Origin of the sequence: Exiguobacterium sp. s125, assembly GCF_018618605.1 — a bacterium.
Classification (GTDB): Bacteria; Bacillota; Bacilli; order Exiguobacteriales; family Exiguobacteriaceae; genus Exiguobacterium_A; species Exiguobacterium_A oxidotolerans.
Genome location: NZ_JACSMI010000003.1, coordinates 179,490 through 201,607, shown reverse-complemented (window position 1 = coordinate 201,607; position 22,118 = coordinate 179,490). Strand labels below are relative to the sequence as shown.

19 protein-coding genes are annotated in these 22,118 nt (G+C 48.2%); 7 read left to right on the top strand and 12 right to left on the bottom strand.

The features are described from left to right. Nucleotides 1–6: 6 nt before the first annotated feature. The 7 genes from KNQ05_RS10665 to KNQ05_RS10635 form a co-directional block, all read right to left on the bottom strand. Nucleotides 7–549, bottom strand: coding sequence for an ECF transporter S component (locus KNQ05_RS10665; protein WP_029332126.1), 543 nt, complete (start codon nucleotides 547–549; stop codon nucleotides 7–9). 866 nt (nucleotides 550–1,415) lie between these two features. Then, on the bottom strand, nucleotides 1,416–2,945 hold the full coding sequence (gene ahpF / locus KNQ05_RS10660; protein WP_214805359.1) for an alkyl hydroperoxide reductase subunit F: 1,530 nt from the start codon (nucleotides 2,943–2,945) through the stop codon (nucleotides 1,416–1,418). A 14-nt stretch (nucleotides 2,946–2,959) separates the two neighbouring features. Beyond that, entirely contained in the window at nucleotides 2,960–3,523 is a 564-nt protein-coding gene (gene ahpC, locus KNQ05_RS10655; protein ID WP_028105377.1) for an alkyl hydroperoxide reductase subunit C, read from the bottom strand. Nucleotides 3,524–3,742: 219 nt separating this feature from the next. After that, nucleotides 3,743–5,143, bottom strand: coding sequence for a decarboxylating NADP(+)-dependent phosphogluconate dehydrogenase (gene gnd, locus KNQ05_RS10650; RefSeq protein ID WP_214766278.1), 1,401 nt, complete (start codon nucleotides 5,141–5,143; stop codon nucleotides 3,743–3,745). Between the two features lie 19 nt (nucleotides 5,144–5,162). Continuing rightward, the gene (locus KNQ05_RS10645; protein ID WP_029332123.1) at nucleotides 5,163–6,509 is read right to left on the bottom strand and encodes a GntP family permease; all 1,347 of its coding nucleotides are present in this window, start codon (nucleotides 6,507–6,509) and stop codon (nucleotides 5,163–5,165) included. A 22-nt stretch (nucleotides 6,510–6,531) separates the two neighbouring features. Further along, on the bottom strand, nucleotides 6,532–8,073 hold the full coding sequence (gene gntK / locus KNQ05_RS10640) for a gluconokinase (protein ID WP_214802357.1): 1,542 nt from the start codon (nucleotides 8,071–8,073) through the stop codon (nucleotides 6,532–6,534). Continuing rightward, nucleotides 8,066–8,782, bottom strand: a complete 717-nt coding sequence (locus tag KNQ05_RS10635) for a GntR family transcriptional regulator (RefSeq protein ID WP_088838264.1) — start codon at nucleotides 8,780–8,782, stop codon at nucleotides 8,066–8,068. The genes gntK and KNQ05_RS10635 overlap by 8 nt, the downstream gene beginning before the upstream one ends. Nucleotides 8,783–8,976: 194 nt before the next feature. Between KNQ05_RS10635 and KNQ05_RS10630 the strand changes: the two genes are divergently transcribed. Both KNQ05_RS10630 and KNQ05_RS10625 read left to right on the top strand, forming a co-directional pair. Then, on the top strand, nucleotides 8,977–9,897 hold the full coding sequence (locus KNQ05_RS10630) for a ketopantoate reductase family protein (protein ID WP_088838263.1): 921 nt from the start codon (nucleotides 8,977–8,979) through the stop codon (nucleotides 9,895–9,897). 223 nt (nucleotides 9,898–10,120) lie between these two features. Beyond that, on the top strand, nucleotides 10,121–11,527 hold the full coding sequence (locus tag KNQ05_RS10625; protein WP_088838262.1) for a polysaccharide pyruvyl transferase family protein: 1,407 nt from the start codon (nucleotides 10,121–10,123) through the stop codon (nucleotides 11,525–11,527). Nucleotides 11,528–11,620: 93 nt separating this feature from the next. Here KNQ05_RS10625 and KNQ05_RS10620 read toward each other — a convergent pair whose 3' ends face one another. Next, complete coding sequence (locus tag KNQ05_RS10620) at nucleotides 11,621–12,043, bottom strand: MarR family winged helix-turn-helix transcriptional regulator (protein ID WP_088838261.1); 423 nt, start codon at nucleotides 12,041–12,043, stop codon at nucleotides 11,621–11,623. Between the two features lie 178 nt (nucleotides 12,044–12,221). On the opposite strand from KNQ05_RS10620, the gene KNQ05_RS10615 reads away from it, so the two are divergent. Both KNQ05_RS10615 and KNQ05_RS10610 read left to right on the top strand, forming a co-directional pair. Beyond that, entirely contained in the window at nucleotides 12,222–12,677 is a 456-nt protein-coding gene (locus tag KNQ05_RS10615; protein WP_029332115.1) for a CBS domain-containing protein, read from the top strand. A gap of 17 nt (nucleotides 12,678–12,694) precedes the next feature. After that, nucleotides 12,695–13,936, top strand: a complete 1,242-nt coding sequence (locus tag KNQ05_RS10610; protein WP_214805357.1) for an MFS transporter — start codon at nucleotides 12,695–12,697, stop codon at nucleotides 13,934–13,936. Between the two features lie 51 nt (nucleotides 13,937–13,987). Here the strand turns inward: KNQ05_RS10610 and KNQ05_RS10605 are convergent, their stop codons facing one another. Then, on the bottom strand, nucleotides 13,988–14,407 hold the full coding sequence (locus tag KNQ05_RS10605; protein WP_214766284.1) for a DUF1801 domain-containing protein: 420 nt from the start codon (nucleotides 14,405–14,407) through the stop codon (nucleotides 13,988–13,990). Between the two features lie 338 nt (nucleotides 14,408–14,745). On the opposite strand from KNQ05_RS10605, the gene KNQ05_RS15760 reads away from it, so the two are divergent. Next, entirely contained in the window at nucleotides 14,746–14,877 is a 132-nt protein-coding gene (locus tag KNQ05_RS15760) for a hypothetical protein (protein WP_256445133.1), read from the top strand. A 47-nt stretch (nucleotides 14,878–14,924) separates the two neighbouring features. Here the strand turns inward: KNQ05_RS15760 and KNQ05_RS10600 are convergent, their stop codons facing one another. Continuing rightward, on the bottom strand, nucleotides 14,925–16,085 hold the full coding sequence (locus KNQ05_RS10600) for an ArgE/DapE family deacylase (RefSeq protein ID WP_214770256.1): 1,161 nt from the start codon (nucleotides 16,083–16,085) through the stop codon (nucleotides 14,925–14,927). Between the two features lie 266 nt (nucleotides 16,086–16,351). Next, nucleotides 16,352–17,173: an SDR family oxidoreductase gene (locus KNQ05_RS10595; RefSeq protein WP_214805355.1), complete on the bottom strand. Its 822-nt coding sequence runs from the start codon at nucleotides 17,171–17,173 to the stop codon at nucleotides 16,352–16,354. 148 nt (nucleotides 17,174–17,321) lie between these two features. Here KNQ05_RS10595 and KNQ05_RS10590 point away from each other — a divergent pair, with 148 nt between their 5' ends. After that, nucleotides 17,322–18,179 carry a hypothetical protein gene (locus KNQ05_RS10590; RefSeq protein ID WP_214802354.1) on the top strand — a complete coding sequence of 286 codons (858 nt, stop codon included), beginning with the start codon at nucleotides 17,322–17,324 and terminating at the stop codon, nucleotides 18,177–18,179. Between the two features lie 84 nt (nucleotides 18,180–18,263). Next, nucleotides 18,264–20,129 carry a molecular chaperone HtpG gene (gene htpG / locus KNQ05_RS10585; protein WP_214805353.1) on the top strand — a complete coding sequence of 622 codons (1,866 nt, stop codon included), beginning with the start codon at nucleotides 18,264–18,266 and terminating at the stop codon, nucleotides 20,127–20,129. Between the two features lie 365 nt (nucleotides 20,130–20,494). Here the strand turns inward: htpG and KNQ05_RS10580 are convergent, their stop codons facing one another. After that, on the bottom strand, nucleotides 20,495–22,078 hold the full coding sequence (locus KNQ05_RS10580; protein ID WP_214805351.1) for a Na+/H+ antiporter NhaC family protein: 1,584 nt from the start codon (nucleotides 22,076–22,078) through the stop codon (nucleotides 20,495–20,497). Nucleotides 22,079–22,118: the final 40 nt, after the last annotated feature.

Below are 22,118 nucleotides of genomic sequence, written 5' to 3'. Positions count from 1 at the left end.
TATGGATTATCCGCGCTGGCGGAAAAATGCTGTTTTCTTTAAAGCTGCGCTGACCGGAATCGCAACGAGGATTCCGACGACGTTTTGAACGAGGTTACCTGGGATTGAAGCAACAGGAGCGATCCAGTTACTATAAAGAATCCCTTCACAGATATAGTAAACGCCAAGCATAAATGGAACAGAAGCAATCATTGCGAGTACGTTGACGCTGACATTCGTTGCTTTACGACCATATGTCCAGGCAATATAACCGACAACGAAACCTTGCAGACCACGTCCGACGAACGAGAACGGAGCCCAAAGTGTCCAGCCTGATACGATATCGAAGAGTCCCATTCCGACTGCTCCGGCGATCATGGCAGTTCGCGGTCCGAACAAGAGGGCGATAATGAACAACATGGCCGTCCCCATATGGACAAGTCCGCCGTTCGCTGCGATTGGCAATTTAATATTAATAAAGAATGTTGCGACAAAAACAAGTGCAATCGACATCGACGTGATGACGAGTTGCCGGGTACGAGTGCTTGAATACGGTGTTGCGTTTTGCATGAGTCAGACCTTCTTTATGATAGATTTTGAATAGCTTAAATCTATCAAAATACTGGACTAGCTAAAAGTGTCAATATCGAACAATTTATAGGGGTCAGTTGAACCGTTGCTTTTTATACTGAAGAGGGAAGACGGCGTATGTATTCGTTCAAATTCGCTTCTGCTTGTTTTTCGCGTTGGAGCAATACCATTCAGGATACGCGTTAAAAGATCTGTGTTTCACATAGTGCTTCAGCCAAATGGTCTCGGAAAAGATTTATTTTCCATTGATTCCTACGGGAACAGTGCGTTATTAACGCACTCAGCGTGTAGACAAACGCTTATGAAGCGTGAACATGCGATAACGAGAGGCAATCTGTTCGCGCTCCCCTGTCTCGCCTCGTCTTCAAAGCGGCAATCGGTCACGCCGCTACAGCAAAGCTGCAGGGTCGCGATCGATTGCTTTTCGCTTTAAAAGCGATTCGAGACGGATTGCGCTCTAAGCCGTCTGCATGCCTGGATTTCCCTCACGGTATTACCTAAAAAGTGTCACGTTTCGTTGACTCCTGCGGGGAAAAGTGCGTTTTTAACGCACTTTCAGAGGCAGGCAAGACCCTGCTCATTGTCCGCTAGGACCAAGGAGCAACGGCTTGCGCCTCGCCCGAGGAAAGCAATGAAAAAAAGACGCTTGATCTCCCGATATCACTTTGTCTACAGTCTGAAGTGCGTTATTAACGCGACTTGCCAGAGGCAGGCGAGACCCTACTCATTGTCCGCTAGGCAAGGAGCAATGCCCGAGGAAAGCAATGGAAATAAGAATCGTACATCGATGAAAACATAGTATTTAAATTAAAAAAACGCCTTGCCGAAGCAAGACGTTTAAACGATTAATTGCGAATCATATGATCGAAGGCACCAAGTGCAGCTGTCGCGCCTGAGCCCATCGAGATGATGATTTGTTTATACACACTGTCGGTACAGTCACCTGCTGCGAACACACCAGGGACATTCGTCGCACCATGACGGTCGACGAGGATTTCACCGAATTTGTTGCGTTCCACCGTATCACCGAGCCAGTCCGTGTTCGGCACGAGACCGATTTGGACGAAGACGCCTTCCAGCTCAACGTGTTGTTCAACGCCTGTTTCACGCTCGACATAGGTGATGCCGTTTACTTTATCCGTCCCCGTGATTTCCTTCGTCTGGGCGTTTGCGACGACCGTGACGTTCGGAAGACTTGCGAGACGTTGTTGTAAAACTGCATCTGCCTTCAGTTCAGGTGCGAACTCAAGGACCGTGACGTGTTTGACGAGACCTGCGAGGTCGATTGCCGCTTCAACACCGGAATTACCGCCGCCGATGACCGCAACGCGTTTTCCTTCGAAGAGTGGACCATCACAATGTGGGCAGTACGCGACACCTTTGTTCTTGAACTCAAGTTCGCCTGGGACACCGACGTTACGCCAGCGTGCACCTGTCGACAAAATCAACGTTTTCGTTTTGAGGACCGCACCATTCTCAAGTTCCAGCTCAACGAGGTCTTTTTTCTCGAGACGTGTTGCCCGTTGCAGGTTCATGACATCGATGCCATACTCCTTGACGTGTTCTTCAAGACTCGCGACGAGTTTCGGACCTTCCGTGTACTTCATGCTGATGAAGTTTTCGATGCTCATCGTATCCATGACTTGTCCGCCGAAACGTTCTGCGACAATCCCGGTCCGGATGCCTTTACGTGCTGCGTAAATCGCGGCACTTGAACCGGCAGGACCGCCACCGACGACGAGGACGTCGTACGGATCTTTGTCAGCGAAATCGGCTGCATCTGTACCCGTACCGAGCTTCGCAAGAATCTCTTCGAGTGACATCCGTCCGTTCCCGAATGCTTCGCCGTTGACGAAGACCGTCGGGACAGCCATGATTTCTTTTTGCTCGACTTCTTCTTTGAACGCTCCACCGTCAATCATCGTGTGACTGATGTTCGGGTTGAGGACGCTCATGACGTTCAAGGCTTGGACGACATCCGGGCAGTTGTGACAGCTGAGGCTGATGTACGACTCGAAGTGATACGTCTCTTTGATGCCTTTAATTTGTTCGATGACAGGCGCATCGATCTTCGGCGCACGACCACTGACTTGGAGCAAAGCCAAGACGAGTGACGTGAACTCGTGACCGAGCGGAATCCCGGCGAACGTAATTCCACTTATTTCACCAGCGCGGTTGACGCTGAAGCTCGGTGTCCGGGCGAGCGTCGCCTGTTCGATGCTGATGCGTGGTGACATACTCGCGATTTCTTCGACGAGTTCGCTCATCTCGAGTGAGACGGAGTCCGTCCCGGCGCTGACGGCGAGGACGATGTCTCCTTCTAACAAATCGAGGTATTGAGCGAGTTGTGCTTTAATATCTGCTGCTAAAGCCATCTCAAATCCGCTCCTTAAATTTTCCCTACGAGGTCAAGGCTAGGTGTGAGTGTTGCAGAACCCTCTTCCCATTTCGCCGGGCAAACTTCACCTGGGTTGTTGCGCACGTATTGTGCTGCTTTGATTTTGTTGACGAGTGTACTTGCATCACGGCCGATTCCACCAGCGTTGATTTCAACAGTCTGGATGACGCCGTCCGGATCGATGATGAACGTCCCGCGATCAGCAAGTCCATCTTGTTCGTTTAAGACTTCGAAGTTACGTGAGATGACGTGTGACGGGTCACCAATCATGACGTACTCGATTTTACCGATTGTTTCTGAAGTTTCGTGCCAAGCTTTATGTGTAAAGTGCGTATCTGTTGAAACGGAGTACACTTCAACGTCAAGCGCTTTGAGTGCTGCGTATTGGTTTTGAAGATCTTCGAGCTCAGTCGGGCAAACGAATGTAAAGTCTGCTGGGTAGAAACAAACGACACTCCATTTTCCACGAAGGTTAGCGTCTGTAAGATCGACGAACTCTCCGTTGTGGAATGCTGATGCACTAAATGGTTTTACTTCACTTCCGATTAAAGACATGATAAAAATCCTCCTGTTGGGTTCTATTTAAGAATCTGTTCTAGTCGTTAAGAATAACTGTACTTATCACACTAGAATAATTCTAATCTAATACTAATTTCATATAAAGCGTCTCTTTTGTCAAGGTTTAACCTGTAAATTCTTATTTCAAGAAATGAATTGTGAACAAAAAAAGAGCTCTATCTCCCTGAATGAAACAGGGAGATGGAGCTGTATAAGTCATTGCCATTCAGTATGGAACATTCCTTCGCGATCGGTCCGGGCATACGTATGAGCTCCGAAATAATCACGTTGTGCTTGCAGGATGTTGGCATTTGAATTCGCTGTCCGGTAACTGTCGTAATACGTCAGTGACGTGCTGAGACACGGTGACGCAAGACCTGTGAGCGCACCTTCTGCGACGACTTGGCGGAGCGACGTTTGATACGCCTGTACCTTGTCTGCGAAGTACGGTGCGAGCATTAAGTTGTCGAGTGATGCGTCCGTTGCAAAAGCCTCGCTGATGACATTGAGGAACTCAGCGCGGATGATACAACCGCCACGGAAAATCAAGGCAATCTCTTCAAGACGTAAGTTCCAGTCATACAGTTCGGATGAAGTCCGGTACTGGGTGAAGCCTTGTGCGTAAGCCGCGATTTTACCCATGTAGAGTGCTTGGCGGATGCGTTCGATCCAAACGTCTTTGTCGAGCGCTGCACGGGCTTCCGGTCCACCGAGGACAGAGGCGGCAGCGACACGTTCTTCTTTGACGGCAGAGAGATAACGGGCGAAGAGTGCCTCCGTAATGATAGAGGAAGCGATCCCATTATCAATGGACTGCAAGCTCGTCCATTTGCCCGTTCCTTTTTGACCGGCTTGATCGAGAATGACGTCGATCAAGGGAAGACCCGTCTCGTCATCTTTTTTCCGTAAAATCTCAGCCGTGATTTCAATCAGATAACTTTTTAACTCGCCGTCGTTCCATGAGGAGAAGATGTCCGCAATTTCTTCGACATCGAGTCCGAGACGGACACGGAGGAAGCTGTAAGCTTCTGCAATCAACTGCATGTCAGCGTACTCGATTCCGTTATGGACCATCTTGACGAAGTGTCCGGCCCCTTTAGGTCCGATGTAGACACAACATGGGTCGCCGTTCACTTGTGCTGCAATTTTTGTCAAAATCGGCGCAACTTGATCGTACGCTTCTTTTGTTCCGCCCGGCATGATGGCAGGACCGGTCCGGGCTCCGACTTCACCACCCGAGACACCGACACCGATGTACTCGATGCCCTGCTCGTTTAGTTGATCAAAGCGACGTTCCGTATCGAGGAAGTGGGAGTTCCCACCGTCCATGATGATATCGCCCGTCTCAAGGTGCGGGATAAGCGAACCGATGACGGAATCGATGGCACTTCCCGCCGTGACCATGACGAAAATCTTGCGTGGACGCTCGAGTGAGCGGACGAAGGCTTCGACGTCATAGTACGGATGAAGCGGTAACCCTTCGCGGTTCGCGACGAGTTGTTCCGTTAAGTCTGGCGTGTAGTTATAGATAGCGACGTTTTCATCATGGCTCGCCATGTTCATGGCGATGTTGCGTCCCATGACACCAAGGCCGATGACTCCGATTGAATTTAGCATAGTGTAACGACTCCTTTTTTTAGACGACGAGACTGAGGAGGAGGACGAATCCAAGTCCGAAGACGGAAATGATTGTCTCAAGCAGCGTCCACGTCGCGAAAGTTTCTTTCATAGTTAAACCAAAGTATTCTTTGAACATCCAGAACCCGGCATCGTTGACGTGCGAAGCGATTAAGCTACCAGCACCAGTCGCAAGCACGACGAGGGCGAGGTTGACGTCTGATTGACCGAGGAGCGGGATGACGAGTCCAGCTGTCGTCAGTGAAGCGACCGTCGCCGAACCGAGTGAAATCCGTAAGATCGCGGCAATCAACCACGCGAGTAAAATCGGTGAAAGTGTTGTGTCAGCAAAGAGTTCAGCGACATATTTACCGACGCCTCCATCGATTAAGACTTGTTTGAAGGCACCGCCACCACCGATGATGAGTAACATCATTCCGATTTGTGTGATCGCTGTCGTACATGAATCCATGACGGTCTTGATTGGGATATTACGTGCAAGTCCCATCGTATAGACTGCGACGAGTAACGAAATCAACATTGCTGTGGAAGCATTCCCGATGAACTGGATGGCAGAAAGAACCGCATTGCCGTCCCAGCCGAGCGTTTTTTGTAGCAATGTCAAAATCGTGGCGATCGACATTAAGAGTACAGGTAGCATTGCTGTGAACACACTGATTCCGAATCCAGGTGTTTCACTTAAATCAAATTCTTTTTGTTCGCCGAGTGAGGCGATGTTACCTGTTTTTTTGAATGATTCCGGCACAAGACGTTTTGCGACTTTCGTAAAGAGCGGTCCGGCGATGATGACCGTCGGAACAGCGACTAAGAAACCGTAAAGTAAGACTTGCCCTAAATCTGCCCCGTATTCACCCGCGATGACAGTTGGACCGGGGTGAGGTGGTAAAAAGCCGTGTGTAACAGAAAGTGCTGCGACCATCGGAATCCCGAGATAGAGAATCGAGACGCGAAGCTGACGTGAAATCGCAAAGACGATTGGAATTAATAGAACAAGTCCGACTTCGAAGAATAACGCGATCCCGATGATGAATGAAGCGACGACGACTGCCCATTGAATGTTCTTTTCCCCGAATTTCGCGACGAGTGTCATCGCGATCCGCTGTGCACCACCGGCGTCAGCAATTAATTTCCCGAGCATTGCACCGAGTCCGAAGATCAGCGCAAGGTGACCGAGTGTTCCGCCGAGACCGGCTTCAATCGTCGTGACGATTTGGTCGAGCGGCATTCCAAGTAGTATAGCGACGACGAACGAGACGATGATTAATGAAACAAACGTGTTTAATTTCAACCCCATGATTAAAACGAGTAATGTGATGATCCCAATGGCAACGATGACTAACGGCATGTGACTTCCCCCAAAAGATAAATTAGTTTTCTTGCTGAATCAAGCTACGTTGATACTCTGCGATCCGCCGATGGTCGGCTGAAAGCGTCCGTGCCAAGCTGATGAAGATCGGTAGCAATTGACGGTATTCGTGCATCGCTTCTTCATTCGGTACATGACGATGTGTTTCCCCAATCATCTCAGCAGCTACTTCGAATGAATCGACTTCCCCAGTCGCATACAATCCGAGAATACAAGCCCCGAGACATGAACTTTCAAAACTTTCTGGAATGACGACTTCCGACTCAAAGATGTCGGCCATCATCTGACGCCACACTTCAGATCGCGCGAACCCCCCGGTTGCTTGAATCCGTGTGACAGGACCATCCATACATTCAATCAATGCCAGGAAGACAGTGTACAGGTTGTAGATGACACCTTCTAACGCGGCACGAATCATATGTTCTTTTTTATGTGACAACGTCAATCCGAAGAATGAGCCACTGACGTCCGGATTCCAAAGAGGTGCCCGTTCGCCCGATAGATACGGATGGAACAACAGTCCGTCTGAACCCGGACGGACCCGTTCAGCGATTTTCGTCAACACCGCATACGGATCAATCCCGAGTCGTTTCGCTGTTTCGACTTCAGCCGATGCGAGCTCATCACGAATCCAGCGTAAGACCATCCCGCCATTGTTGACCGGACCACCGATGACCCAGTGCTTTTCAGTCAGTGCGTAACAGAATGTCCGTCCCTTTTCGTCCGTCTGCGGCCGGTCAATGATAGTCCGGATCGCACCGCTCGTCCCGATCGTGATGGCAATCTCGCCCTTACGGATGGCGTTGACACCGAGGTTTGACAGGACCCCGTCACTGGCACCGATCATGAAAGGTGTTGCCGGATCAAGTCCGATTTGTTTTGCATATTCAGGATTAATGTCCGAATACTGTGTCGTCGTCGAGACAGGTTCCGACAATTTTGAAGCATCGATGCCGGCGATCTCTAAGGCTTTCGAGTCCCACTTCATGTCGTGGATATTGAACAATCCTGTCGCCGATGCGAGCGAATGATCAATCACGTAACGTCCGAACAGACGCTGGAAGACGAATTCCTTGATTCCGATGTATTTTTTCGTCCGCTCGGCAATCTCCGGCCGGTCTTCGACGAGCCAAAAGATTTTCGCGAGAGGGGACATCGGGTGAATCGGTGTACCGGTCCGGTGGTAGACATCATTTCCGTACTCTTCCTTAATCCGGTTCGACCAGGCTTCGCTCCGACTGTCCGCCCAGGTGATGCAGGCAGTCAAAGGCTGGTCGTCCTCATCGATGGCAATCAAGCTGTGCATTGCACTACTGAAAGCGACGAATTTCGGTTTTTGGTCCGGATACTGCCTCGTCAGCAGCCGGATTGTTTCGAGGACGGCGTGGAAAATTTCTTCCGGATCCTGTTCAGCAGTCGAACGGTTTGGTGTATGGAGCGGATAACCGACGTTCGTCTGGCCGACGACTTCTCCTTTTGTCGTAAAGAGGACGGCTTTCGTGCTCGTCGTCCCGATATCGATTCCTAGCATGTATTCAGTCATGTGGTTCGACTCCTTTCGTCATCATCTGTTGCGATTGCCATAAATCTTCGACTTCTTGGACATCGTCGAAGTTCTGGTGTAGAGACGTGACCATCCGTTCACGGTCTCCTGTTTCGATGGCTTCGATATAAAGTGCGTGATTGGCGATGATCCGGTCGAAATCCTCCATCTGTCCTTCGAAGCGAGTCCGCATCGATAAGAGGATGAAGCTTTCCATGACCGGTTTTAAGTTTTGCCAAATCATGCTGACATAACTGTGATCAATCGACCGGATGATCGTCTCGTGGAACAAAACATCTTGATACGAAAATTCGTCGGCATCATTAAACTTGATCGCGACTTTCATCATCTCAAGGATCTTGCTCAGTTCACGGACGAGTTCTTGACGGTCCATCCGGACGATCCGTTCGAAGACGAACGTTTCGATTAACAGGCGGACGTCATAAATCTCGCGGATGTCTTTTTCCGACAAACCAACGACGACGGCACCCATCCGCTCAAGCCGGATGATCCGTTCAGCAGCGAGAACTTTTAGAGCGTCGCGAACGGGCGAGCGACTGACGGAAAAATCCGTCGCTAATTTATTTTCAGAAAGGACGGTCCCTTGCTCAATCTTTCCGGAAATGATACGCATCCGGAGTTCGTGGGCGACACGATCTCCAGTTGATGCTTTTGATAACCATTTAATCGGGTATAAAAAATCAGACATAAAAATCACCTGCTTTGTTTTATGAGTATACTTGTATACAAGTAGTATAAACGACTGAATATAAAATGCAAGCGCTTTAATGAAAACGCTTTATTTCGTTTGGTTTACATTCGCATTACCTTCAGTATGATAGGATGTAGAAAACAATTTTCTGAGAAAAACATGTTGATCTTTAAGACAAAGGAGGATATATGATGAAGATTTTAGTCGTGGGTGCAGGAGCTGTCGGAGGGTACTTCGGGGGACGCCTAGCAGAAAAAGGGGAAGACGTGACGTTTCTTGTCCGTGAGCGTCGGGCAAAGGAGTTAGAGCGAACAGGTCTTGAGATTGACAGTCCGCACGGAGACGTGTCGTTGACGCCGCGTTTAATCCAAGTTGGAACAAAAGAGACGTTTGACCTAGTCATCGTGTCGACGAAAGCGTACCACCTGGAGCATGTCATCGGGGATCTCGAAGGGTTCGTCGGACCTGATACATATGTGTTACCTGTCTTGAACGGGATGCGGCATATCGAACAACTCGTCGCTAAATTTGGCGAGACGCGTGTCCTCGGAGGCTTATGCTTCATTGAATCGACGCTTGACACGAATGGACGCGTCATTCAGACGAGTCCTGCCCATCAACTCGTGTTTGGTCCAAGAACAGGGGACTGGACGGATCGCTTGTTTGAGGTGAAGGAAGCACTTGCAGGGACGAAAGCATCGATTAAAGCATCAGACCACATCATGCAAGATATGTGGCAAAAGTATCTCTTCATTACGACTTTTTCCGGAGTGACTTCGCTATTTCGGGCACCGATCGGTCCGATTCGCGACGACGCAGCCGGGGATCGTGTCATCCGGAATGTCTTACAAGAAGCAAAACAAGCCATGGAAAGTCAAGGGGCAACGTTCGTGCAACATATCGAACAGGAGCAGGAAAAACGGATTCACCAAATGGCACCGGATATGAAGTCGTCGTTGCAACGGGACATGGAAAAACAAGGCATGGTCGAAGCAGACCATCTGTTTGGCAGTTTAATAGAAGGAGCGGAGCCAGCGGTGTACCCGACGTTACGGATGATTCATACGAATTTAAAGATATATGAACGATTGCGGAGTGGAGTTTCCGAATAAGGAATTAGTACGCTGTTTACTATACTGGTAAAATTAAGCGGAGAGAGTAGACTGGAGAGCACAAACGTTCTAGCTGAACTTTAGCTGAATCTCGCGGACATAGCATTGACTTCCTTACTAGAATTCATCTATTCTTAGTAAGATTGAAAAAACCATCAATATATTGTGTAGTACCATTTGGATATAAAACTGAACAACAGATGTGAGAGGGGATTTAATTTACATGAAACGTATTATCATTCGCGCCGGTATGACACCGTTTGAGCAGTTCGACGCTGAGTACATGATGAAAGAAAACTCAATCGGAGGGAACGTCGGGAACTTGATCTATCAGTACAGTATCTTCCGTACATTGATGACAGAAGGAACGACGATCACACCTGACTATTACTACTACGATGAAGAGCGTGCAGACGAGATCAACGAAAACTTCGATCTTTACGTCATTCCACTTGCGGATGCATTCCGTCAAGAGTTCGCACCATCACTTCGTAAGTACACACGTTTGATTAAGAAATTGAAAATTCCGGTCGTCGTCATCGGTGTTGGTCTACGCGCACCATTCGAGCCGGACTTAAAAGGCGGATTCCCGTTCGACGAGGATGTTAAAGCATTCGTCAGCGCAGTCCTCGAACGTTCAAGCATCATCGGACTTCGTGGTGAAATCACATCGAAATACCTGACACGCCTCGGTTTCCGTGAAGGCATCGATCACAAAGTCATCGGTTGCCCATCGATGTATGCGTTTGGTCGTGATCTTCACATCCGTGAGACAAACATCACGAAAGATTCGATGATCAGTGTTAACTCGTCACGTCTTTCGCCGAAAAACGTCCTTGATTTCATCACACGTGGAATGGAAGAGTATCCAAATCACTACTTCATCCCGCAATGGATGAAAGAATTGAAATTGACGTACACAGGAACGCATCCGATCGCGGACCTTTCTGTCACGAACTACCCGGTTAAAATGTCTGACCCGACATATATGAACGACCGTGTTCGTTTCTTCTTGAACGCTCAAACTTGGTTCGACTTCCTCAAAGAAGCTGACTTGAGCTTTGGTGCGCGTCTCCACGGAAACATCACAGCGACGCTCGCTGGAACACCAAGTATTTTGATTCCGAAAGATGCACGGATGCGTGAATTGACGGATTACCACCAATTGACGCACATCTGGGCGAACGATATCACGGCAGACACACGTCTTTCAGACATCGTCGAAACAGCTGACTTCCAAAGCCCGGCTCGGATTCAAGCGAAAAACTTCGACAACTTCGTCGATTTCTTGAACACAAACGAATTGGAGCACATCTACCAAGACACGAACTACCCAGAGAACGTGCCGTTTGACCGTGAAATGGCGAAAACAGAACTTCTCCCAGCGGTTAAACCGATCACAGGAATCAGCATGGAAGAAGCAATCGCTCGTTTTGAATCATTCTTCCCGGAAGAAGAGAAAAAAATCGCTGCGATCCAAAAACGCGATAAAGATAAAGATAAAAAGATTAAAACATTACAAGGTAAACTCAACAAGCAGACGAAGATGGTTAAACATCAAGAAGGTACATTGAACCGTAAAGCGGTTCGGATGGCACTTAAGACAGCCGATCTCTTCGCGAAGAAATAAAAATAAGACGTCTCATGCCAATGCGGTGTGAGACGTTTTTTATTGCATAGAAAAAGCTTCATCTCCTAAAAAAGAAGAGATGAAGCTTTTTAATTAACGTTCCCGTAGTTCACGATTAAATTGTTGGAGCAGGCGTCCAAATGCTTCCGTATCATCGCCTGACCAGTCTGTCAGTAAGCGTTCGATGCTCGCGAGGCGTGCCGTCCGGTAAATCGTCAATTCTTCCTGTCCGAATGAAGTGATGTGATAGAAGAAGGCACGGCCATCTGCTTCATCGCGTACTTTTTCGACCAATTTCTTTTGATCGAGCGCTGCCGCTTGCCGGCTGACGGTAGAGACGTCAAGTTGCAATTCGCGTGCCAATGTCTTCACCCCGACTGGACCAGACTCGGACAGTTGACGCAGTAACAAATACGACGCGCGATCCAAATTTCGGTTATCGGCCGTCGCTGTCGTCAAACGACGAATCAGAATCGCAAGTTCTAGTTCAATCACTTCGAGTGCCTGATCAGACATGTTAATCCCCTCTTTTCCTAAGTGTTTCATGTTTCCCATCATTACGCAACGACTTAGCCCCTGTCAATGAGAGTTCAGGAAACTTGACAGACCTTTAGTTGTATTATACAATCATTTTTGTTATTTAATTGCATCATACAACTTATTTATTCAGAACGCACACAAAAGGAGAATTCCGATGAAAGCTTATGAATCGATGAAACAAGAAGTGATCACAGTCCACGAAACAGACGTCATCCGCCATGTCGTCGAACGTTTCATCCAATCCGGAATCAGCGGTGTTCCCGTCATCAATGACGAGAGCGAAGTCGTTGGGTACATCAGTGATGGTGACATCATGCGGGCGATTGGAAAGCACAAAGACATCATCGTCGATACGTTTTTATATGTAGATGTCATCAAAGGGGATGAAGAAGATTATGACGCGCGGGTGCGTCACATTCTGAACCGTCCGGTCATGGAGATGGCACGCCGGAAAGTCGTCACGGCAGATGTTGAAACGGAGATGGAAGAAATCGCAGCGACGCTCGGTTCGAAACGGATTAAAAAATTACCGATTTTAAAACAAGGAAAGCTTGTCGGAATCATCAGTCGGGGCGACGTCATCCGTCACTCCTTTAAACGGTTCTTATAAGAGAAAGAAGGGACAATATGGCACTTGCCAATAAAACAACGACGCTTGCGCCGGAAACGGTGTTAGAAGAAAGCAAGCATGGATTATTCCACCAACCGATTGCCGTGTGGGCAGTATTTTTTGCGAGTATCACGGCATTCATGGGGATGGGGCTCGTCAACCCGGTTTTACCGACGATCGCCGATAATTTAGAAGCCTCAAAAAGTGAAGTCACGCTCTTATTTACAAGTTATAATGCCGTCATGGCATTCGCGATGCTGATCACAGGTGCGATTTCATCACGGATCGGTCAAAAGGGAACATTGATGTTAGGAATTGCCGTCATCGCGCTCGTCGCTGGATTTGCAGCGCAAGCCGATAGCATTTGGACGCTTGTCGCCTTACGTGGCGGCTGGGGGCTTGGGAATGCCTTGTTCGTCGCAACGGCACTTGCGGCCATCGTCTCCCTTTCGTCAGGCGGGACAGCAAAAGCAATCATCTTATATGAAGCAGCTGTCGGTCTCGGGATTTCAATTGGGCCGCTTCTCGGAGGGACACTCGGTTCGATCACATGGCGCGCACCTTTCATGGGTGTCGCGACAATCATGGTCATCGCCTTCCTTGTCCTGTTGTTCTTGATGCCGAAACCGGTCGCAACAACGACGGCACCACGGCAAAAAAATTCCTTGCTCGCGCCTTTCCAAGCGATGAAACACCGGTCGCTCTTGACACTCGGGATTGTCGCGGCCTTCTATAACGTCGGTTTCTTTACAATCATGGCCTACGCGCCGTTCGTCATGAAACTGCCGGCACAAGGTCTCGGGTTCGTCTTCCTGGGATGGGGGATGTTGCTCGCCATCACGTCTGTCTTGACGGCACCGAAATTAAAACAATGGCTCGGGACGATTAAAGCGATGGTGTTGATGCTGTTACTGTTCGCCGTTCTCTTATTATTGATGGGGATCTTTACGGAAACACCAGCTGTTGTCATCGTCTGTGTGATTCTTGCCGGGGCGGTACTTGGTAATAACAACACACTCATTACGACAGCCGTCATGGACGCGGCACCGGTCGAACGTTCGACTGCATCTGCTGCATACAGCTTTTTACGTTTCCTCGGGGCAGCCATCGCGCCATTCATGGCCGGTAAATTGGCTGAAATCTTTAACGCAAACTTGCCGTTTTACGTCGGGAGCGGATTTGTCTTACTCTCTGTCGTCATCATCGGGGTCAATCTCAAGCACATCCGTCACATCGATACAATCGATAGCGGTCACTAAACAATCCGCTCTTCTTTCAATTGCTTAAGAAAGAAGAGCGGATTGTTTTTCTTAATCAGGATACGTAGTACGTAAAAAAGTCATAGACTCGACGATAAGGGATTCGATGACAGCCAGATCGACATCTGCTACCGTATTGATATAGACGCATGCCTTTCCACTTTTGTGTTTACCTAACTTGGCGAGCAATGCCTCACGATCAGCCCCGGGAGCGAAATAAAGACTAATGTTTGCTTTGCGAGGTGAAAAACCGACGAGAAAGGCATCTCCTTCATGTCCGGAGGCGTATTTATAATGATAGTGACCAAATCCGATCATTGATTCTCCCCACATGACAGGTGGAGCGTTCGTCGTTTTTTCAAATAGCTGAAGTAATACCTGACAATCTGCGCGCCTTGCAGGGGATTCGATTTGATTTAAAAATTCAGTCACACTGTTTGTGTTGGGTTGCGTTTTTTGTTTGTAAGTCATATGGCGGCTCCTTTCTGAAAACACCTATTGATATTTATGATTTTAGTTCTTCTTTTCCCGATTTTATGTCGATCCACTCAATAAGAATCGAGGTGAGCGTGATGAAGGTCCATAGTATTTACTTTATTGGTTATGAAGGGAAGGTCGAATGGCGTATTTTACGGGTCAATCGTCTGGAAGAAATACTGGAAATCGATGTCGTCCTATCGTAATCGGACAACCAGACCAGTCATCGATTAAATATGTCGTTCGCTGAGTATGATTCCTTTGCGCATGATTTTTTAACGGTCCATGAGCAACTTCGTGGATCTGCGACCTATACGCAAGCAGATTTTCACATGACGTTGACCTATCATCGTCTCGGTCACGTCACGATTGAAATCGGATGGAAGGGTCAACAGACAATAGCGTTGCAAAGTGATCAGAGTTATCTCGGACAAGCGCTTGCGAGTATCGGAGTCTATACGTAAAAACCGCTCGAGTCTTCGAAAGAGAAGGCTTGAGCGGTTTTTTTCGTTCAGGCTAGGGGTTCAAGTGCGAGTTGCTTACATAACGCAATCGTCTGGAAATACTCCGACAAGGGAATCGATTCATCGACTTGATGGGCGAGACGGAAGTCGTGGAACGAAGCGACGGCAATCGGGAAGGTCCGGTTAGCTTGGCTGAACATGGCTCCGTCCGTCCCACCCGGAATCGCAACGCGCCGCGCCGGATGACCCGTGATGGTTTCCATGTGTCGTGCAACCGTTTCGAGGAACGGTGCATTCGCATCCGTCTCACATGAAGGAATCTCTTTGATGACACGCAGGGTCATCGCGAACGTCGGATCTTCCTTACGCAGCCGTTGTTCGATCTGCGCAAAAGCTTCTAAAATCTCGAGGCGTCCGAATCCGGGAATCGTCCGGATGTCCATGTAAAAGGAAGCGTTACTCGGGATGACATTCGGACCTTCTCCGCCTTGGATCGACGTGATCGAGGCGACGACAGGTCCGAGTTGCGGGTGGCGATTGTCGGTGATCGTGAAACGGTCCGACTTCACTTCCTGAATGACACGATACAGATCATCGATGGCATTTTTTCCGAGTTGCGGCGCGGAACTATGAGCCCCTTTACCGACGCACGTCACTTCGATTCCGACGACACCTTTTTGAGCATACCCAATCATTCCGCTTGTCGGCTCCGTGATCAACAGCGCATCTAAATCGTCGGCGTCACCACGTTCCGTCAAATACTTCGCGCCTGTCATACCATTTTCTTCATCAGATGTAATAAGTAGTTTGAGATGATTCGGGCGGTCCGCACAGTCCTTTAACTCAATCATCGCATTGACCATTGCCATCACACCAGACTTCATATCGGATGCCCCGCGACCGTAAATCCGTCCGTCGCTGATTTCACCACCAAAAGGTTGTTTTGTCCAACCGGTCGTTTGGACAGGTACGGTATCAAGATGACCCGAGAAACCGATTGTTTTTGGTTCGGTGGCTACCTCGCTTGCCGGAAGGGTCGCGACGAGACAGATTCGTTTTGGCGCGACCTCAATCCATTCGGTTTCGATTTCGTGAGTGGTCAAGTAGTCATAGACAAAAGTCGCGACGTCTCGTTCCCCGTCGAGCGGATTGACACTCGGAATTTGCAGGCAGTGTTGCAGTGATTCGATTTGTTGTTGTTGCGTCATGCTGATTCCTCCTTGATTTACATTCACTAGAGTATTCCCCGAAAAAAAGCTATCCGAGAGATAAACAAGCGAGGAGAAAATTTAAAATCGCGGTATTTCTTAGAATCAAATGGTCCGTTTTTAAGAGGATGCGTCAAAGGACTGTGGTCAAAAGGCGCAGATTGTTGATTTAATAAGTCGAAGGACATACGAAAAAGAGGAGGACGATTCGAAATCGTCCTCCTCTTTATTTAGATGTTGCGATGTTTCATGCGTCAAATGGATCGTTATTCAGCATCCGTTTTCCATTTATCATCAATCAACATCTCGCCAGGCCATGTGTAGGCCATGATCCCGCCGTCTGCTGTGATGTCTTCACCTGTCACGTAAGAGCTGTCGTCGGAAGCGAGGAAGAGGGCAACCGTTGCCATCTCACGTGGTTTCCCGAGACGACCCATTGGTGTGATCCATGCATTGGCATCACGGAATTGTTTTCCTTGGTCTTCGTCTTTTCCACCGACGAGCGTGTCGATGAGTGGTGTTTCGATCGTACCTGGTGAGAGCGAGTTGACACGAATGCCCTCACGCGCATAATCGATTGCCATCGCCCGTGTAAAGTTCGTGATTCCACCTTTTGCTGCGTTGTAACCTGAGCGGTTTAAGTCGGCAGCGCGACCTGACATCGATGACGTATTGATGATCGATCCGCCCTTCTCAAGCATTAAAGGAATCAAGAATTTACTCGTCAAGAATGTACCACGTAAGTCGACCGCGATGATTTGGTCAAACAGTTCAATCGGATATTCATGGACTTTTCCGCCTTGCTGATCAATCCCGGCATTGTTGAACAGGACGTCAACCGTCCCGTACGTGTCTTTCAGCTGAGTCGCGAGTTGTTCGACACTATCGACTTGCGTGACGTCGACGTGAATCGCTTCCGCTTGTCCACCAGCCTGTTTGATTTTTTCGACCGTCTCCTGTGCTTTTTCAAGATTGACGTCAGCACAGACGACTTTCGCCCCTTGTTCGGCAAAGACGAGTGCCGTTGCTTGACCAATTCCTGTAGCTGAACCTGTAATAACTGCTACTTTATTCTCTAATCGACCCATGTGTAATTTCCTCCTTCTAAGTACTCTTGCTCCGAATGTTGTTCACCTTATGAATCATTCCCTTGACTTTGGAGGATAAACCTACTGAACTGTCTAGCAATCCATGAGAACGGGAACAGATGAAAAGTGAAAACCCGACAGGAAAGGAATGAGAACGCTGACATCTGAACAACGTGAATATGCAAAAAAATTACTCGATGAAGCGATTCTGTACCAAATCGAGTTAGAGAAAGATGTATTTAAGGATGAGTTGATTGACCGGACGACACCGGTCTTATGGTTTGGTGACGTAAGCGAGCGTAGCTGGCTTACGATTGCGACGAATCCGTCGGCAGGCCAGTTTTTGAACCGGGATGGCACGTTACGCTATGAGACGACAGGACCATTCGTCCTAAGAGAAGTCGATGCGCCGCTTACGGAGTACCGGACGGACCAACGATTTAATCAAATGATTGATTCCTATAATCGTTATTTCAAACAGCCGGACATTTATAAATCGTGGTTCGGACGGGAGGGGGGAGGAAAATTGGAAGGTTTTCTAAATGGATTCGAAGCTTCTTTTTACGGAACCGGAGAGCCGGTCATCCATGCGGATTTTTTTCCATTTCCGACGAAACGTTACATGGGAACGATTGCTCAGCGACATGAACTGGAAGAAACCGTATTTGGTCAGACGTTCCTTTTGAAATTGATTCGTCTTTTTTCGTTACGCGGAATTATTCTTCTCGGACGGGAACATACGGAACGTTACCGGACAATCGATCAGACGGCTACATGGCAAGCACCCGAGCCGGTCCCGGGGTATCCGGATGCCGTCGTCGAACTCGGGTCTTCGGAACAATTTTCCGTTCCAATCATCGGTCTTCACTTTAAACCGAGTGAGCAGTTCATCGGACTCGGGAATCGGCCGGACTGCCATGGTGTCAGTCATGGCACATACGGGTCGGCGGAAAGCTTACGTAAAATCGGAAAATATATCCGCAGCCGACTCGAAGAAGGGGATTGACACTATTTTTCCAATCCGTAATAATAGATTTGTATTAGCACTCTTGTTGTTAGAGTGCTAAAAAAGAACTAGGGGGTATCGGAAATGGAAACGAAACAGTTCAAGGCAGAGTCGAAACGTTTACTCGAAATGATGATTCATTCCATCTATACACATAAGGAAATCTTTTTACGTGAGTTGATTTCGAACGCTAGTGACGCGATAGACAAGATTTATTACAAAGCATTGACGGACGAGACGATGACGTTCGAAAAGGATGCCTATAAGATTACGATTGAACCGAATCAAACGACACGACAGCTCGTCATTCGTGATACGGGAATCGGGATGACAAAAGAGGAGCTCGAAGCGAATCTCGGAACAATCGCGAAGAGTGGGTCACTTGCCTTTAAGGCGGAGAATGCCGCGCAAGACGGACACGACATCATCGGACAGTTCGGTGTCGGCTTTTATTCGGCATTCATGGTCGCGGATGTGGTCACGGTCATCACGAAACCATTCGGTAGCGAAACAGCGTACAAGTGGGAGTCGCACGGTGTCGACGGTTATACGATTGAAGAAGTCGAAAAAGCTACAGTCGGGACGGAAATCACGCTGCACATCAAAGCGAACGAAGAAGATGAAAATTATGATGAGTATTTAGATACGCATCGTTTGCGGACGATCGTCAAAAAGTATTCCGACTTCATCCGCTATCCGATTGAGATGGAAGAGACGGAACGTCAACCGATTGAAGGATCGGACGAGATGGAAGAAGTGAAGGTCGTCAAGACAATCAACAGCATGGTGCCGATTTGGCGGAAAAATAAACGGGAGTTGACGGACGAGGATTACACGAACTTCTATCAAGAAAAACGATATGGATTTGATACACCAGTCAAGCACATCCATATCAGTGCAGATGGTGCCGTCCGTTATCAATCGATTTTATTCATTCCGGAGCAACCGTCCTTCGACTATTATTCGAAAGAGTTCGAGAAAGGGCTTGAACTGTATGCGAACGGCGTCTTGATCATGGAAAAATGCAGTGACCTCTTGCCGGACCACTTTAGCTTCGTCAAAGGGATGGTCGACTCGGAAGACTTGTCACTCAATATTTCACGTGAGTTGTTGCAGCACGACCGCCAACTCAAATTGATTGCAAAAAACATTCAAAGTAAGATTAAGACGCAACTTGAAGGACTGCTTCGTGACGATCGCGAGAAGTATGAAGCCTTTTATCAAGCCTTTGGTCGTCAATTGAAGTTTGGAATCTACAATGATTACGGCATGCATAAAGAGACGGTCAAAGATCTTGTCCTGTTCCACTCGGCAAAAGAGAAGAAGCTGGTCACGCTCGCTGAATACGTCGCGGCGATGCCGGAAGATCAAAAATACATTTACTATGCTTCAGGGGAAAGTACGGACCGTTTAGATAAGTTGCCACAGTCGGAGCTTGTCAAAGACAAAGGGTTCGACATTCTGTACTTTACGGAAGAAATCGATGAGTTCGCGATTCAAATGTTGCTCAACTATGAAGGAAAAGAATTTAAATCGGTTACGAGCAGTGATCTTGGCATCGAGCAAGCGGATCAAGCAGAAACGACCGAAACACAAGTCGAGATGTTTACAGCGATGCAAGAAGTGCTTGCTGGGCAAGTCAAAGAAGTCAAAGCTTCTTCACGCTTAAAATCACATCCGGTCTGCTTCGCGACGGATGGTGCCGTTTCGATTGAAATGGAGAAAATTCTTAAATCGATGCCGAACAACCAAGATGTTTCAGCCGTGAAAATTTTAGAGTTGAACACGTCGCATGACGTCTTCCAAGCCATTGAAACGGCCTTTAAAGAAGACCGTACGAAATTTGAACGCTATACGAAATTAATGTACCAACAAGCGTTGCTCATGGAAGGCTTGCCAATCGAAGATCCAGTTGCGTTTGCAAATGAAGTGTGTGCCTTGATGGTGTAAGAATGATCGCTTCAGCGTGTAGACAAACGCTTATGAAGCGTGAACATGCGATATCGAATTGCAATTCGTTCGTGCTTTCCTGTATTTCTCTCACGGTATTACCTAAAAAGCATCACGTTTCGTTGACTCCTACGGGGAAAAGTGCGTTTTTAACGCACTTTCAGAGGCAGGCAAGACCCTGCTCGTTGTCCGTGAGGATCAAGGAGCAACGGCTTGCGCCTCGCCCGAGGAAAGCAACGAAAAAAAGACGCTTTTTATTTCTCCATACCATGTTGTCTACAACTTAAAAAAGGGATTGCACATCACGGTAGATGGCAATCCCTTCTTTTTTTCTCGTCTCGGCTAAGCTGAGCGTTATTTTTTTATTATTCAGCGCGAAGTTCAGTTGGTACTTTGCCGCGTTTCGAGACGACATTCAGGACGACGAGTGCGAGTAAGAAGGCGATAAGTGCACCGATGAAGCCGATGATTGATGAATCGGTTAAACCGAGCACAAGGTAGCCGACTGCCGATGTCGCTGCACCAACCAACGCATACGGAAGTTGTGTCGTGACGTGATCGATATGATGCGAACCGGCACCTGTCGAACTGAGAATCGTCGTATCGGAAATTGGTGAACAGTGGTCTCCGAAGACGGATCCGGCAAGAACGGCAGCGAGCGTCGGAAGTAAGAGATTCGGTTCGACCGCCATGATGAGGTCAGCACCGATCGGCAGCATGATACCGAATGTTCCCCAACTTGTACCTGTCGAGAATGCCATTAAGCTTGCAATCAAGAACAATAAGAAGGGGAGGTACGAAGCAGAAATCGACTTACTGACGAAGCTTGCTAAGTACTCACCTGTTTTCATGTCACCGATAACAGCGATGATTGTCCAAGCGAATAATAAGATGACGACAGCAGGCCACATGGATTTCATCCCAGCCCAGATGCTGTGTCCGTATTCGCGCGCCGGGATTTTCCGACCAATCAACATCAGGAAAGCAACGACTAAACTGATGACGACACCAGCAACGAGTGAACGTGTTACGTCTGTCGCTTCAAATGCACCAATCAACGTAAATGCACGATTGTCAGCAGCGAGTGCCTGAGCACCGGTAAAGAGTAATGCGGAAACCGTTGCAATGACGAGAACGATAATCGGAACGACGAGGTCACGTACTTTTCCACCTTCGTGTTCTTTGACTTCCTCTGCCATCCCCATCGGTGTTCCTTTACTTGCGTCGAAAAGTTCACCTTTTAATGCACGAAGTTCATGCGTCCGCATCGGTCCGACCGCAATCCCTGTGTACGCGATGTAAAGCGTCAGCAATAGAGCGAAAATCGCATAGAAGTTGAGTGGCACGATCATCATGAAAGCACTGAATGCGGAATACTCCGTAATCGAATGTGTCGTCAAGATACCCGCGATGATTGAGATGATGAACGCTCCCCAACTTGAAAGCGGGCTGATGACACAGACTGGAGCAGCCGTCGAGTCAATAATATAAGCAAGTTTTGCACGCGAGACGCCACGACGGTCCGTTAACGGACGACTGACATTCCCGACAGCAAGACTGTTGAAGTAATCATCGATGAAGATTAAAATACCTAAACCAAATGCTGCGAGGCGAGCGCCGCGCGCTGTCTTGACGTGTGTTGTTGCCCATTCACCGAAGGCATGTGCACCGCCCGATGTTTGGATAAGCGTCGATAGAACACCGAGTAATAGTAAGAAGATGAGTAATAAGACGTTCCATTCATTTAACGCCCCATCCGCCCAAAATAGACTAAAGATGTTTTTGCCGAGATAGACGACCGTATCGATTGGATTAAGGCTATGCAGCAATAAAGCACCAATCAAAATACCGACACCAAGTGAAATAACGACTTTGCGCGTCACGATTGCAAGTGCGATTGCAATGACAGCTGGAATGAGCGCAACGATTGAATCTGAATAATTGACCATTGTGTGGTTCCTCCTCTTTTTTTAGAAGATGAGACCCATT

Excerpts from the sequence above, each read along its gene's own strand:
- htpG (WP_214805353.1), top strand. The coding sequence starts at position 18,264 with ATGGAAACGAAACAGTTCAAGGCAGAGTCGAAACGTTTACTCGAAATG.
- KNQ05_RS10665 (WP_029332126.1), bottom strand. The coding sequence starts at position 549 with ATGCAAAACGCAACACCGTATTCAAGCACTCGTACCCGGCAACTCGTC.
- KNQ05_RS10590 (WP_214802354.1), top strand. The coding sequence starts at position 17,322 with ATGAGAACGCTGACATCTGAACAACGTGAATATGCAAAAAAATTACTC.
- KNQ05_RS10610 (WP_214805357.1), top strand. The coding sequence starts at position 12,695 with ATGGCACTTGCCAATAAAACAACGACGCTTGCGCCGGAAACGGTGTTA.
- KNQ05_RS10615 (WP_029332115.1), top strand. The coding sequence starts at position 12,222 with ATGAAAGCTTATGAATCGATGAAACAAGAAGTGATCACAGTCCACGAA.
- KNQ05_RS10605 (WP_214766284.1), bottom strand. The coding sequence starts at position 14,407 with ATGACTTACAAACAAAAAACGCAACCCAACACAAACAGTGTGACTGAA.
- KNQ05_RS10625 (WP_088838262.1), top strand. The coding sequence starts at position 10,121 with ATGAAACGTATTATCATTCGCGCCGGTATGACACCGTTTGAGCAGTTC.
- KNQ05_RS10630 (WP_088838263.1), top strand. The coding sequence starts at position 8,977 with ATGAAGATTTTAGTCGTGGGTGCAGGAGCTGTCGGAGGGTACTTCGGG.
- gnd (WP_214766278.1), bottom strand. The coding sequence starts at position 5,143 with ATGCTAAATTCAATCGGAGTCATCGGCCTTGGTGTCATGGGACGCAAC.
- ahpF (WP_214805359.1), bottom strand. The coding sequence starts at position 2,945 with ATGGCTTTAGCAGCAGATATTAAAGCACAACTCGCTCAATACCTCGAT.
- gntK (WP_214802357.1), bottom strand. The coding sequence starts at position 8,073 with ATGACTGAATACATGCTAGGAATCGATATCGGGACGACGAGCACGAAA.
- ahpC (WP_028105377.1), bottom strand. The coding sequence starts at position 3,523 with ATGTCTTTAATCGGAAGTGAAGTAAAACCATTTAGTGCATCAGCATTC.
- KNQ05_RS10580 (WP_214805351.1), bottom strand. The coding sequence starts at position 22,078 with ATGGTCAATTATTCAGATTCAATCGTTGCGCTCATTCCAGCTGTCATT.
- KNQ05_RS15760 (WP_256445133.1), top strand. The coding sequence starts at position 14,746 with ATGACGTTGACCTATCATCGTCTCGGTCACGTCACGATTGAAATCGGA.
- KNQ05_RS10635 (WP_088838264.1), bottom strand. The coding sequence starts at position 8,782 with ATGTCTGATTTTTTATACCCGATTAAATGGTTATCAAAAGCATCAACT.
- KNQ05_RS10595 (WP_214805355.1), bottom strand. The coding sequence starts at position 17,173 with ATGGGTCGATTAGAGAATAAAGTAGCAGTTATTACAGGTTCAGCTACA.
- KNQ05_RS10645 (WP_029332123.1), bottom strand. The coding sequence starts at position 6,509 with ATGCCGTTAGTCATCGTTGCCATTGGGATCATCACATTACTCGTTTTA.
- KNQ05_RS10620 (WP_088838261.1), bottom strand. The coding sequence starts at position 12,043 with ATGTCTGATCAGGCACTCGAAGTGATTGAACTAGAACTTGCGATTCTG.
- KNQ05_RS10600 (WP_214770256.1), bottom strand. The coding sequence starts at position 16,085 with ATGACGCAACAACAACAAATCGAATCACTGCAACACTGCCTGCAAATT.